10 protein-coding genes are annotated in these 13,182 nt (G+C 73.7%); 4 read left to right on the plus strand and 6 right to left on the minus strand.

Annotated elements, in window-relative coordinates; genetic code table 11:
• Positions 1-2 precede the first annotated feature (2 nt).
• The 5 genes from RM844_RS14325 to RM844_RS14345 are packed head-to-tail and all read right to left on the minus strand — an operon-like array spanning position 3 to position 5,185.
• Complete coding sequence (locus tag RM844_RS14325) at positions 3-962, minus strand: 2OG-Fe(II) oxygenase family protein (RefSeq protein ID WP_311667530.1); 960 nt, start codon at positions 960-962, stop codon at positions 3-5.
• On the minus strand, positions 959-2,521 hold the full coding sequence (locus RM844_RS14330; RefSeq protein ID WP_311667531.1) for a cytochrome P450: 1,563 nt from the start codon (positions 2,519-2,521) through the stop codon (positions 959-961). Before RM844_RS14330 ends, RM844_RS14325 begins: the two co-directional genes overlap by 4 nt.
• The gene (locus RM844_RS14335; protein ID WP_311667532.1) at positions 2,518-3,426 is read right to left on the minus strand and encodes a 2OG-Fe(II) oxygenase family protein; all 909 of its coding nucleotides are present in this window, start codon (positions 3,424-3,426) and stop codon (positions 2,518-2,520) included. The genes RM844_RS14330 and RM844_RS14335 overlap by 4 nt, the downstream gene beginning before the upstream one ends.
• A complete protein-coding gene (locus tag RM844_RS14340; RefSeq protein ID WP_311667533.1) occupies positions 3,423-4,436 on the minus strand; it encodes a 2OG-Fe(II) oxygenase family protein in 1,014 nt (337 codons plus the stop codon). Before RM844_RS14340 ends, RM844_RS14335 begins: the two co-directional genes overlap by 4 nt.
• A gap of 2 nt (positions 4,437-4,438) precedes the next feature.
• Positions 4,439-5,185: a tRNA-dependent cyclodipeptide synthase gene (locus RM844_RS14345; RefSeq protein WP_311667534.1), complete on the minus strand. Its 747-nt coding sequence runs from the start codon at positions 5,183-5,185 to the stop codon at positions 4,439-4,441.
• Between the two features lie 912 nt (positions 5,186-6,097).
• Between RM844_RS14345 and RM844_RS14350 the strand changes: the two genes are divergently transcribed.
• Both RM844_RS14350 and RM844_RS14355 read left to right on the plus strand, forming a co-directional pair.
• A complete protein-coding gene (locus RM844_RS14350) occupies positions 6,098-7,453 on the plus strand; it encodes an MFS transporter (protein WP_311667629.1) in 1,356 nt (451 codons plus the stop codon).
• 170 nt (positions 7,454-7,623) lie between these two features.
• The gene (locus tag RM844_RS14355) at positions 7,624-7,995 is read left to right on the plus strand and encodes a hypothetical protein (protein WP_311667535.1); all 372 of its coding nucleotides are present in this window, start codon (positions 7,624-7,626) and stop codon (positions 7,993-7,995) included.
• Between the two features lie 59 nt (positions 7,996-8,054).
• Here RM844_RS14355 and RM844_RS14360 read toward each other — a convergent pair whose 3' ends face one another.
• Positions 8,055-11,459 (minus strand): CHAT domain-containing protein, encoded by a 3,405-nt coding sequence (locus RM844_RS14360; RefSeq protein WP_311667536.1) that lies wholly within the window; start codon positions 11,457-11,459, stop codon positions 8,055-8,057.
• Between the two features lie 326 nt (positions 11,460-11,785).
• Here RM844_RS14360 and RM844_RS14365 point away from each other — a divergent pair, with 326 nt between their 5' ends.
• Both RM844_RS14365 and RM844_RS14370 read left to right on the plus strand, forming a co-directional pair.
• Positions 11,786-12,292 carry an NUDIX hydrolase gene (locus RM844_RS14365; protein ID WP_311667537.1) on the plus strand — a complete coding sequence of 169 codons (507 nt, stop codon included), beginning with the start codon at positions 11,786-11,788 and terminating at the stop codon, positions 12,290-12,292.
• A 320-nt stretch (positions 12,293-12,612) separates the two neighbouring features.
• Complete coding sequence (locus RM844_RS14370; protein ID WP_311667538.1) at positions 12,613-13,101, plus strand: AAA family ATPase; 489 nt, start codon at positions 12,613-12,615, stop codon at positions 13,099-13,101.
• Positions 13,102-13,182 lie beyond the last annotated feature (81 nt).

The following is a 13,182-nucleotide window of genomic DNA, read 5'->3' on the forward strand; positions in this document are numbered from 1 at the left end:
GCCTACAGGGCGCCGTCGTTGTCATAGGTCCGGCTCACCTCCTGGGCGGCGAAGTCCGCGACCGACTGCACGGGGCGGGCCGTGCCGTGGTCGAGCTGGTAGACCGTGCCGTCGAGGGCGGAGTCCAGGAACGTGACGTAGGAGATGCGGTCGGCCCGGCCGGCCGAGCGCTCGGTGGAGACCACCCCGTGCACGTTCGCCCGCACGGGGTGCGGCAGGGCCGAGGTGAGCACCTCAAGCGAGCTGCCGAAGTTCACGATGAAGTAGCCCGGCTCGGGGTCGACGGCGCCCAGCTCCCCGTCGATGAGTGCCAGCAGGCCGGGCTCGAAGGACCGGAGCACCGTCACCCAGCCGGAGTCACGGTGGAACTTGCAGCCCCGGGTGTCCTTCCGCGAACGGAAGTGGTTGAAGGCCAGCATCTGGTGGCCACCGTTGTCGGTCAGGCCGCCGGAGACCCGGCTCCACAGCTCCTCTGGCACCGCCACGTGCCGCAGCACGGCGCGCAGCACGGCGACGCCGAGCGCGGTCATCCCGTGGCCGAGCCGGCTGACCTCGGGCGGCAGCAGCGCCCAGTTCGCCCGCTCGATGTAGAAGTTCTCCCACTGGTCGTGCTCGCGGTCGAAGTAGCCCTGGTAGGTTCCGGGGACGTCGGCGTGGCGGTAGCCCCGGTAGGGGTCCAGGTCGTCACCGGCCGGCTCCTCGTGGAAGTGCGTGGCGAACCGGTCCCCGGGGGCGGTGTGGAGGCCGTCGGGTATGCGCAGCAGGAAGAACCCCATGGCCAGGGCCCGGTCGAAGCCGCCCTCGCGGGCGAAGCGCAGCTCCTCCCCGTCCAGCCAGGAGCGTTCGAGGTCCACCGGCGGGTACGCGGCCCGCGCCTGCCGCTCGCCGGGCATGGGCGGCAGGCTGACCGGGGCGCGGGCGGTGGTGGGGTGGAAACCGGCTCGGGGGTTGGTGGTGGTCATCGGTGCGGCTCCCTCGGGGGTGCGGCGTCGCGTGGCGGGCCGGGCTCGGGGCGGATCGTGATGGTTCCCGGTCGGGCCGGGCGCGGCATGGACGCGTGGTGCTTCAGCCGGAGGTCGGTGCCCCGGGTGGTGACGGCGTAGCGGCCGTACAGCTCCGCGAGGATCACGGACTGCATCCGCACCGAGAAGAGCCGGCCGGGGCACTTGCGGGGGTTGCGGTCCGCGTTGACCATGCTGAACGAGTTGATCTCGTAGCGGCCCCGGGAGAGCAGCGAGGAGAGCGTCTCCCGGTCGGAGCGGACGATGGCCCGGACGTTGGCCGGGGCGAACCGGAGCGGCTCGGGGAAGACCGCGGGGTCCCGGTTGGCCTGCCGCCGGTCCAGCCACATCATGGTGCCCGGCGGAACGGTCACCCGCACGCCCCGGTGGCGCAGGGTGAACGGTTCGGTGGTGCGGCGCCACAGGGCGCTGGGATTGCTGCCGCCCAGGCGCACGGCCTCCAGCACCGCCAGGTCGATCACGGAGGGGGTGGCGCCGCTGTGCGGGGGCGGTTCCGCGTGTGGGCATCCCGGCCCGGCCGCCGTCCCCCCGCCGCGCCTGGCCTCCGCCACGACGGCGTCCTTGACCGGGGGATTGGCCTCCAGGTAGCCGATCGCCCACAGCAGGCTGAGCGCCGTCGTGTCGTAGGTGGCCACGATGACCGTGCCCAGCTCCTTGACCCGCGCGCCGTCGAGATCGGCGACCGACCGCCGGCTGAAGGGCAGCCCCCACAGGGCGAAGTGACGCCGGACCAGGTTGGACTCGGGCGCGTCGGCCAGGGCGTCGAAGTTCTCCGTCAGCAGGTCGCGCACGAAGGGCACGATGACGTCGAACTCGCGCATCGCCCCCGGGTTGTCGTTGCTGATCACGTCGGAGGCGAGGTCGAAGAACCCGCGCACCACGCGGCCGTACTCGGCGGACTCCAGGTAGGCGGGCAGCGGTCGCTGGGTGAGGTCGAGGACGCCGGGGACCAGGCTGTCGACGTGGGCCGTCAGGGCGAGCGTGAAGTCGTCGAGCGGGAGGGTCCGGCCGGCCGCGCGGACCAGATGGTCGGCCGTGTGCCGCCGGATGGCGGGCTCCAGTCGTTCGACGAACCTGGCGCTGCCCAGGGAACGCTCCACCACCGCTCGCTTGCCCGGGCGGTCCGGGTGGTCGTGGGGGAGGGAGCCCATGAAATCGCCGAACAGCGCGCGGTTGGCGTCCGTGGAGGGCGCGAGCACGTCGTCGCCGACGAGCGGCTCGTTGGTGATCTGGTAGAGGCCGAGCTTCGGGCCCATCCAGAAGGTGCACAGGCCGCCGTTCTCCTCGGCGTGCGCGCTGATGCCGGAGGCGCGGAAGTAGTGCGAGGCCGGTTCCCCGCGCACCACGGTCGCCTCGTGGAAGGCCGGCGCGTGGCCGTGCCGCCGGCTGGGACCCTCGTGGTGGGCGACGACTCCGGGGAAGGGCGCGCCGGGGGCCCGCGGCAGGGTGACGCTCCTGCCAGGGCTCCGGGTGCCGGGGCGGTCCGCCGAGACGCTCATGGCGTGCCGCCTCCGCTCGCGCCCTCCGCCGTGGCGATACCGAAGTCGGCGTGCCGGTCGGACCAGGTCTGCTCGTTGAACTCGCGCAGGAACTCCTCCGAGCTGCGCACCGGCGCCGCCGAGCCGTCCTGCCGTACCTGGTAGAGGTCACCCGTGGCGGGCGGGTTGGCGAAGGCCGCGAAGGAGAAGCGGTCCTCGGCGCCCGGCGCGGGAGCGCACTGCCGCACCTGGTGCAGAATGGCCCGCACCGGGCGGTCGAGGGCCGAGGTGAGCAGTTCGAAGGCCCCGCCGAAGTTCACCACGAAGTAGCCGGGCTCGGGATCGACGGGCACCCAGGCGCCGTCCACGGACGCCTCCAGTCCTGGCTCCTCGTTGTAGAGCACGGTCACGAACCCGGTGTCCTTGTGCGGGGCGCAGCCCAGCTGCGCACGCTCCGACCGGTAGTGGTTGGCCGCGAACCAGTGGGTGCCCCGGCCCTCGACGGCGCCACCGGTGATCTCGGCCCAGAGCGCGGGCGCGATACCCAGCTCCGTCATCGCCGCCCGCAGCACGAGGAGCGTCAACGCACTCATCCGGTCCACCATGGCGCGCAGCTCCGGCGGGAAGTGCCGGGCCCGCCCGGGGCCGTCGATGAGCACGTGCTCGGTCTGGAAGTGCTCCCGGTCGAAGTAGACGCCCGGCACGTCCTTGAACCCCCGGTACGCCCGGGTCGCCGCCGGCCCCTCGCCGGGCGCCCGATGGAACTCGCGGCACAGGGTGACGCCGGGGGCGGGATCGAACCCGGCGGGCGTGGCGAGCAGGAAACAGCCGTCCCGCAGGGCCCGGGACAGGCCGTCGGCGGCGTCGAAGCGGAGGCCGGTCTCCGTCACGGTGGCCCGCTGGAGGGGCATGGTGTCCACGGTCATCGGTGTGCGCCCTTCCCGGTGGGGCGCCCGTCGGCGCGGCTCGTGGCGCCGGCGGCGTCGGGCGCGTCCGTGCCGGCGTAGATCTCGTAGTCGTTCTCGTCGATGAGTTCGCGCGAGCCGCAGACCCGCTCCAGGCCGCTGCCGTGCACGTAGCGGTAGACGCCCTCGTCCTCGCCTGGCAGGCAGCCGCTGGAGCTGAAGTGCCCGAAGCTGGACCGGTCCTCCCGCTGTCGGGCGACCCGGTGCATGATGGCGGCCACGGGCAGGCGGCTGCTCGCCGTCAGGATCTCCATGGACAGGCCGAAGTTGACGATGAAGCAGTCCGGGTCGGTCGGGACGGTCTCCCAGTGCTCCTCGCGGCTGACCTCGAGTCCCGGGGCGGTCGTGCGCAGGATGGTGAGGTACCCGTCGTCCTTGTGGGAGTTGAGCCCGATGTCCTCGTGCGCGGGCCGGTAGTGGTTGAACGTCAGGTGGTAGGAGCCCGCGCACTCCGAGCAGCCACCGGTCGCCTGCCGCCAGTCCGACTCGGGGATGCCCACCGCCGCGAGGACGGATCGCAGGACCTGCCGCGAGAGCCGGGTGAGCGACTCGCCCAGGGCGGTGATCTCCGGCGGGTAGGTGGCGGCCCAGAAGCGGCGTTCGAGGAGGAACTGCTCGATCTGGTTGATCCGTTGGTGGAAGCCGAGCAGCGGGTCCCCGAAGTGGTCGCTGGCGAGGTCACGGAACCGGCCGTAGGGCGGCGCGTCCGGCCCCTGGTAGAACTGGCGGGCGAACGCGTCGCCCGCCGACACGTCCAACTCGTCCGGGATCTCCAGGAGGAAGACCCCGTCCCGGAACGCCCGGTCGCGCGCCTTCGAGCCACCGAAGTCCAGCAACTCGCCCACGGCCCGGGCCCTTTCGAGACGGGCTTCGCCGAGTGCGGGACGGTCGGGCGACCGCTTTTCGTAGACGTCCTGGTAGATCTTTCCCCGGCGTATCTCGGGGACCAGATCACGCGCTTCGGCTGTCATGCTCACCGGCCTTTCAGATGGAGGGAGACCACGACGAGGTCACGCAGTTCTTTCGGGGCTCCCGGGTGCTCGCCCCTGGCGATCTCCGACAGGGTGCTGAACGATCCGGGGTACACCATCACCGACAGCCCCTGCTCTTTGAGGCACGCGAAGATGGCGAACTCCTCGAGGAAGTAGTCGTTGGACATCCGGATGCGTTTCTCCCACTCGGCCCCACTGAGGCCGTCGGCCCGCTTCCGGTGATAGGCGTGGCCGAACGACTCGACCGAGGAACGGAACGCCACGTCCTCGTCGAAGAACGTCCGCAACTTGCTGTGGAACTCGGCGTACCGCTCGCCGGCCTGCACCTCACCGCAGTTCAGAAAGGTGAAGTCCGTGCTCCCGCGGTACTCTTCGAACACCGTGCCCTCGGCCGCAACAAAGCTCCGACCGAGCTCCAGCGCCCGCTCCCTGGCGCGGTCGGGAGGAAGTCCCTGAGTCGACTCCAGGGTGAGCCGGTGAATGCTGTCGCCAACGAGCACGACGCACCGATCGAATCTTCGGGAGATCCACCTGACCATGCTCGTGAGTTTGGCGGTGGTGAAGTTGCTGTTCTCCAGGCTGACGCCCAGAAAACATGTTTCGTGCTGCTCGAAGGTGTTCCTGCTCGAATCCGGAGAAACCGAGGCTATCTCCGCCTTGTAACGCGTCCTGCGGGTGGCTGCTAACCGGGGTGCCGGCACAGCGGAACCCTGCGCATCTAACGACATCACATCCGCCTGATCCGTGTGAGGAGAAGTGCAGGAATGACATGCGCCTGTCGCAACGGAATAACTAACAGGTGGTCGAATCGGCCGGCAAGACCACGGGGTGGTGTTCCGGCCGTCCGCGCCGGGGGACCCGGTTTTTCGGCCGCTTCACAGCGAATGACCAGGCACTTGGTCGTCACGGAAGGCGGCGACCGGCCCACCGACACGGACCATGACCACACGGTCGCGCGGAGTGCGGGCCGTGGCGTCGGGCGCGCCGCCGCCCCGCCCGGCGGTGAGCCGGCGCACGCCCCCCAGCTGCGGATTCGTGGCCCCGGTGCCGCTGTGCGGTCGGGGCGTGACGCTGCGCCGTCGGGAGTGAAAGGCGCCCCACCGCTACCGGATGATCACAGCCCGCTGTGTTGTCCGTGATGGCCGAATACCTGCTCGACTGGCGGGGGCGCCGTATATCGGGATTCAAGTGGGAATGACACACATGCGTCGACTTCTTCGTTTTCCCGGACCGCGGAGAGAGGCTTGGCAAGCCCTCGGGCGGCGGTTATCGTGATGCCGTTCCGAACGCCGGTCCTGGTGCCCGCCCGTGTGCGACATCCGCGGTAGGACCCGGCGTTGCACAGCTCGGAAATCCCCGTGGGGTGGCCGCTCTCGGCCGGCTCCCACTTCTGCTTTCTCGCTTTCCTCAAAACGGTGCTCCGTGACCAGGAGCCCGCTTCGCGGTGCGCGCTCCCTGTTCCGCGAGCGTGCCATGCGGCCGCACGGCCGCGTCGCGCGGCGGCGGGAACAACTCCGCAGGGCCGACCAGGAGGAGACATCGGCGACCGTGAGCGCAAGGACGCGACCGTGCGGGACCGTGCCGACGGCCCGGCGACACCGCCCCCCACCACCCGACGATGGGCACTCCTGGCCGTGTCCATGGGAATGTTCTGCATCCAGCTCGACGCGTTCGGCCTGAACCTCGCCCTGCCGCGGATCGGCCGTGACCTGCGCACCGGCGGCGAGGGCCTCCAGTGGGTGGTCAGCGCGTACCTGCTGGCCACCGGCACGTTGATGCTGGGAGCCGGGCGGCTGGGCGACCTGTTCGGCCGGCGACGCCTCCTGGTGGCCGGGTTCGTCGTCTTCGGTATCTCGTCGCTGGTCTGCGGACTCGCCCCCACCCTGCCCGTCCTGGTGGCTGGCCGGGTGGCCCAGGGGGCGGGCGCCGCGATGATCATGCCGGTCGGGTTGTCCCTGCTGACCAACGTCTATCCCGCCGGACTACGGGGCCGCGCCACGGGCTGGGCGCTCGGCATCGGCGGGATCGCCACCGCCGCCGGCCCGTTCGTCGGCGGCGCGCTCACCGAGTCGGTGTCCTGGCGCGCCCTGTTCTGGCTGAACGTCCCGCTCGCCGTCCTGGGGGCGGTCTGCGCCTCGCGTACCGCCGAGAACTACGACCGGGGCGCGTCCCGCGTCGTCGACTGGAGTGGCCTGGTCGGTCTCACGGCCGCGCTCGCCACGTTGTGCGTCCTCATCGACCGGGGCGCGGGCTGGGGCTGGCCCGTCACGCTGGCGGCGGTGACCCTCGTGGCGGCGCTGCTCACCCTGTTCGTGCGGCGCCAGCGGGCCGCGGCCCATCCCCTGGTGGAGCTCGGGCTCTTCGGCAACGGGCCGTACCTGGCGCTCACCCTGGCCGGGGCGGCGGCCAACGCCGCCACCGTCACCTTCCTGTTCGTCGTGCCCGTGACCCTCCAGGGCCAGTGGGATCTCCCGGTCGCCGCCGCGGGCGCCGCCTTCCTCGCCCCCGCGATCGCCATGGCACTCGCCGGCCCGCTCGCGGGGCGGGTGCCGCCACGCGGCGCGGCCCGGCTGATGGCGGGCTGCCTGGGCGGCGGCGGACTCATCCTGGCGTGCCTGGCCCAGGCGTCCTCCCTCACCCTGTACACGGCCGTGGCCACGGCCGGCGGCGCGGTCCTCGGCGTGGCCAACGCGCTCACGCTCATCGCCACCCAGGCGGTGATCCGGCCGGAGCGGGCCGGAGTGGCCTCGGGCGTCACCAAGACCGTCATCACCGTGGCCGCCGGCCTCGTCGTCGGCCTGCTCGGGGCTGACATCGGCCAGCACCACGGGCCGGGGCCGGCGGCCGCCGCCGACACCGCCCTGCTGCTCACGGCCGCCGGCTGCCTGGCCGCCGGCGCGCTCCTCACCGCGTGGATCAGGCTCCGGGAGAACGAGGCGCGCCCCGGGCGGGCCGCCCCGCCACCCCGACCCCCACGGCGAACGGACCGGCGGTGAGCCGGGCGGCGGCCGGAAGAAGCCGCCCGCCTCCCCGCCCGACCCAGGGCTCGCTCGTGCCGCCCCGGCAACGTCCGCGACGGGCCGACCGCGCGACGCCCGCCAGGGCGGCGACCGGTGCGCGGGCCGCGCGGACCCGCCACGAGACGGCGGTGCGCGATACTCGTCCTGTGGAGTGGTGGGAACGGGCCCGGGAAGCGGAACGGCTCCGGGACTGGGGCACGGCCATCGCGCTCGTGAGCGCCCACGCCGACTGCTACTCCGCCGATCACCAGCTGCACGACAACCACCTGTGGCACCTGGAACTGCTGGCCCGCGCGGGACGGTTCGCGGAACGCACGGAACGCGCCCGCACGGACGTCCACGCCCGTCGAAGGCTCAACAGGGCGCTGCGCGAGCAGGGGATGGAGTCGGCGCTGCGCGGCCGCGCGCACGCCGGCGACCGCGACGCCCTGTACGTCCTCGTTCGGCTGTTGGGCGAGACCAACCGGGCCCGGGAGGCCCACCGAGCGGTGCGGGACCTCGGCCCGGCCGATCCGTAGCCCACCAGAACGCGGCCGGCTTCCGACCCCACCGAGCGGTGCGGGGTAACCCTCGACCCCTAGGGTCGCGGGTTGCCCTGGTGGATGAACGGCGCCCAGCACCTGACCCGCCCCAGGTCGGGGCGGCCCGCCTCCGCCCGCAGGTGGCCGGACATGCCAGGGGGCGGGACACGGGCCGGGTCGAGCATCCACAGCTGGGCGGCGCGCAACGCGTCCGGCGGGGCCAGCCCACCGGCCGTCAGCTGGTGGTGGAAGACCGTCATCAACAGGGCCGACGCGCTGTCTTGGGCCGTCCAGCGGGTGCCGACCACGTCGCTCGCCCCGCGCGCCACGAACGCCGTGGTGAGGGTGAGCGCCTCGTCGTGGTCGCGGGTGCTCAGGTCGGTCTCGCAGGCGCTGAGCACCACCAGCGGCCCGCGTTCCCCCGCTCCCGGGCCGCCGCCCGGCCGGTCCAGCAACCGCGCCACCGTCAGCGGACCGGTCAGGTCCAGCGCGGAGACCGTGGGCCGGGCCCCGGCCGAGCCGTGCGAGGCGATGTGCAGCAGCGACGCCAGCCGCCCCGGCGGGCCGCCGGGCAGCACCGCCAGCAGCTCCTCCGGGGTACCGGCGCCGGCCACCGGGAACGGCTCGTCGACGACGTCCCCGTAGAGCGCCGCCCCGGCGTAGTAGGCGCGGCGCAGCGTCGCCACCTCGTCCACCGCCCACAGCAGGCTCAGCGTGGGGTCGGCGACCAGCACCGGACGCTCGGCCGGCGGGACGCGTTCCCGCTCGGCCGCGGCGCGGAACTGGGCGCCGGACGCGGCGTAGCTGAAGACGGCCCGCCGCACGGCGTAGCCGCCGGCCGGCAGCCGGGCCGCGTGCCAGGGCACCACCCCGAGGTCGCCGCAGGAGACCAGCACCACCCGGGGCGGGCCGGCCGCGGCCGCCCGCCCGGGCTCGCGTTCGCCCTCGATCCAGTCCAGCAGCGGCCCCACCACCGCCCGCCCGGCCCAGCCGCACAGCTCCTCCAACGCGGCCTCCCACGCGGCCTCTTCGGCCGGCTCCCCGGGCCGGGCCGACCGGCGGGCGGCGGCCGCCAGGTACTCCCGCACCGGCCCCTCCGTGACCCCGTCGAGGCCGGGCAGCCGCAGGACCCGCGCGCCGCCGGGCGTGCGCCCCAACACCACGGCGGCGCCGGGCAGCAGATACACCAGGGCGTCCACCTCGGCGGCCGCCACCGCGGCGGACAGCTCCGGCACCCCGGGGGTGGCCAGCAGCCGCGCCACCTCCTCGCCCAGCGCCGCCAGCGCGCGGCGGCGCAGCGTCCCCGGCATCGCCCGCTCGGGGCCGAGGTCGGCCAGCAGCGCCGCCGGCCCGGTGGGCCGCTCCCGGCGCAGCGCCGGCTCGGCCCGCCGCCACTCCTCGGCCAGCTCCCGGTGCCCGAGCGCCGCCAGCCGCTCCGCCACCCCGACCGAGGCGGCCGCGGCCCGCAGCACCAGCGCCCGCCCCGCCTCCAACGCCGCGACCGCCTCCCCGATCCGGCCGGCGTCCACCGCCCAGGAGGCGATCGACAGGCCCCGGCTGGCGCCGCTCCGGGCCGCCTGGAGGCCGTGCTCGGCGCCGACCTGGGTCAGCACGTCCTCGGCCACCTGGTGCAGCGAGGCCAGCCCGGCGCTGATCGCCACCTGGGCGTCCAACCGGACCCGTTCCGCGTGGAAGCCGGCCTGCCGCCAGGCGAGGTTGGCGGTCAGCTCCCGGTCCCCGCCCTCGGCCAGCTCCTCGCCGGCCAGCTCGATCTCGGCGATGGCCGCGTCCAGGTGCGCACGGAGCCGACCCCAGCGGTAGGAGCCGTGGAAGACCTCGGCGAGCCCCAGCCGGACGGCCCCCCGGTCGTCCGGCAGCACCGTGGACTCCTCCGCCAGATAGCCGCGGACGGTCTCCGCGAGCCCGAGGAGCCGGTCCACGTTCCGCTCCAGCGTCGAGCCCAGCGCCAGAACGGCGGGCAACCGGCGGGCCAGCTGCTTCCTGACCCCCCGCGGCAGGTTCTCCCGGCTCAGGGCCAGCTGCAACGTGTCCAGCGCCAGCCCGACGTCCCGGCGGTCACCGAACCGCCAGGCCCGCTCCAGGTAGCCGGCGGCCAGCTGCCCCAGCGCCATCCCGTACAGCGGGCTGTCCGGACCGATGGTCTCGGCGATGACGCGCAGCTCGGCGATGGTCTCCGCGAAGAGCGCGGCGTCCTCGGCGTCGTCGCCGTCGCCCGTGACGCCCTTCAACCGCAGGATCAGCATCCCGGCCCGCAGCATGCCGTACTGCTCGCCCTCGACCGCCAGTTCACCGTCCTCCCCGAACCGCTCCGGCCCGGTCAACGGGGTCGGCGCCGCCTCGCTCAGCCGCCGCAGCGCCTCCTCCTGGTCCTGGAGGCTGCCGCTGTGGAGAAAGGAGAGCAGCGGCAGCACCCCGGACAGCGCGGCGGCCACCTCCGGCCGGTGCTCGGCGGCCGCGCGCAGACTCTCCACCGCCAGGGTCAACTCCGCGCCGTCCCCGGTCCGAAGGGCCAGCCGGGCGGCGCCCAGGGCGCCGACCAGCAGCTCGAACCCCGGGTCCCCGCCATCGGCGCGTGCGGCCGACAGTAACTCCACCGCCTCGCGCAGCCGCTCGGCGCCGGCGAAGCCGGGGGAGAGGGACTCGACCAGCAGCGTCCCCAGGGCGGCGTCCCGGTCCTGGGCCGCCTCGTCGACCGGCTCCGCGGCCGGCGCCCAGCTGACCGGCTCCTCGGGCATTCCCGCCAGCAGGACCCGCATGCTGTCCAACGCCGTCACCAGCCGCTCGCTGCCCGGCTCCGCGGGCGCGGTGCTGGTGGCCCGCTCGGCGGCGTCCGCCAGGTCCCTGGTGGTCTCGGCGGCGTAGACCGACCGCATCGTCGACACCCCCCAGGTCAGCTCGCGCAGGGTCGCGGCCAGCTGGTCGGAGAGGTCGGGCGCCGACATGTCGGGCAGCAGCGTCGCCAACTCGCCGAACACCGCCCGGATCCGGGGGTCGCCCACGCCGAGGCCGAGCCCCCGCGCCTGCCCCAGCAGGTCGTCCGGCCGGAGCTCCGCGCCGTCCACGGGCGCCTTGGGTAGCCGCATCAGCAACATGGCGAGCAGCCACGCCGTCCGCACCCGGTCCTCGTCACCGAGCCGGGAGGCACCGTCCGTCCGGCGCGCCGCGCGCAGCATGCGCAGCGCCCGCCCCCGGTCGCGGGCCTGCCCGTCGTCGATGTCGAAACGCCACTTCAGGATGTAGCGGATGCCGTAGAGGCTGCCCAGCCGGGCCCTGACCGTCGCCGCCAACGGATCGCCCGGCGACAACTGCCGCGCGGCGGCCGCCAGTTCCTGGATGGTCAGGTCCAACAGCTGGCGGTCCTTGCGCTCGTGGTCCGGCTCGCCGGTGATGAACGTCCGCAGCATCCGGTCCGTGCGCGCCAGGGTGTCCGCGATCCGCATCCTGCCCCCTCCTCCCGATCCACCCCCGCCCGGGCCATCATCGGCGCCACCGCCCCGCTTCGGGGGCACGCCGGGGCCCAGGTGACGGACGGGGCGAACGGGACGCCGGAACCCCCGGACCGCACCCAGTCAACTCCCGCACGCCGGCCGGGACCAGCCCCTCCGCCGGGCCTTCACCGGTCGATTCCCGGTCACCCCACCCCACGCGGAAGCCGACCCGGCGAGAGCCACTCCCCGGCGGGGGCTTCGGAACGGCCGCAGTGGGTTCTCCCCTGCCGCGGCCTCCCCACGGGTGCGCGAAGACGTCCCGGATAGCATCAACCGCCATGACGCTGAAGGAACGACGGACCTCCCGGGTCCTCCTGGTGGACGAGGATGATCGCCTGCTCCTGCTGTGTGGCCGTGATCCGCGCCAGCCGGGCGCACGATGGTGGTTCACCGTGGGCGGTGGCGTCGAGCCGGCCGAGAGCGAGCTCGCGGCCGCCGTGCGGGAGGTCCGGGAGGAGACGGGGCTGACTCTTCCCGTCGCCCGCCTGGGCCCCGTCGTCTGGACCCGGCAGGCGCTGTTCAGCGTCGACGGACAGGGCTTCGACCAGTACGAGGAGTACCGCCTCGCGCGCGTCACCGCTGCCGAGGCGCGTGGGATGAACATCCGGACGGAAGAGGCCCGTTACGGGTACCACTGGTGGTCAACCGCGGAACTGGCCACCACCACCGAGACCGTCCGGCCGAAGCGGATGGCGCGTCTCCTGCCCGACGTGCTGGCGAACGCGGACCCGGAACGGCGGCCCCTGCACCTCGGCGACGTCAACGAGGACACCGACCCGGAGTAGAGCGCCGGCGCGATAGTCGACGACAGCGTGGTCGAGCGGCTTGTCGCTCTCCTTGGCGGCGTCGAGCACACGCCAGAACGCCTCGGTATCCATGGCGGGCAGTCTGCCAGGGCACTACGACAGCCACCTTCGCCCGAGTGCTGAGCTCAGAACGCCGGACCCAACAGGTGGCTTGGGAACCAGCCGGGGCCGGCCCTGGTCGGCCCACCCACATTCCGGGTGGCGGTAGCACAGGTGCTGCGTACGATGAGCGGCTCACGTGCCGACACTCTCGGCACCCCCGGCGACCAGGAAGGCTCAGGATGCCGAACCTCCATCTCGTGACGGGAGCGCCGGGCTCGGGTAAGTCCACGCTGCTCCCGCACCTGGTGAAGTACCCGTTCGCTGCCGTTGACTTCGACGAGTTGCTGGAACCCGACGGCAGTGTGCTGGGTGAGAAGATCGCGTCCGCCGCGGCGAGTCATCGGTGGCCCGCGTACAACAGGCTGTGGGTGCGGATCATCGCCATGATGCTGCGTGCCGACCGCCCCGTACTGGTCCTGTGCCCCCTGACTCCGGAGGAATGGGCACGTGCGGCAGCGGGCGTCGCGGGTCTGCCGCCGGTGGCCTGGGCGCGGCTCGACTGCGACGACGCGGACCGGCGGGCGCGCCTCGCCGCTCGCGGCTGGGACGGCGGCCGGGTCGAGGACGCGCTCGCGGACGCGCGTGAACTCCGCCGCGTCATCAGCCGGGAGTTCACCACGAGCGGCCGTGCCGCGCCCGATGTCGCCGCCGAACTGTCCGCGTGGGTGGGCGACTCGGAGGGGTAGCGGGCCCGGGCCGTGGCCTGCGGAACAGGCCTGACCCGTCCGGGGCCCAGGGCGGGTCGATCGCGTTGAGGGCCGGCGGCG

The organism is Streptomyces chisholmiae (assembly GCF_031845445.1).
GTDB lineage: Bacteria > Actinomycetota > Actinomycetes > Streptomycetales > Streptomycetaceae > Streptomyces > Streptomyces chisholmiae.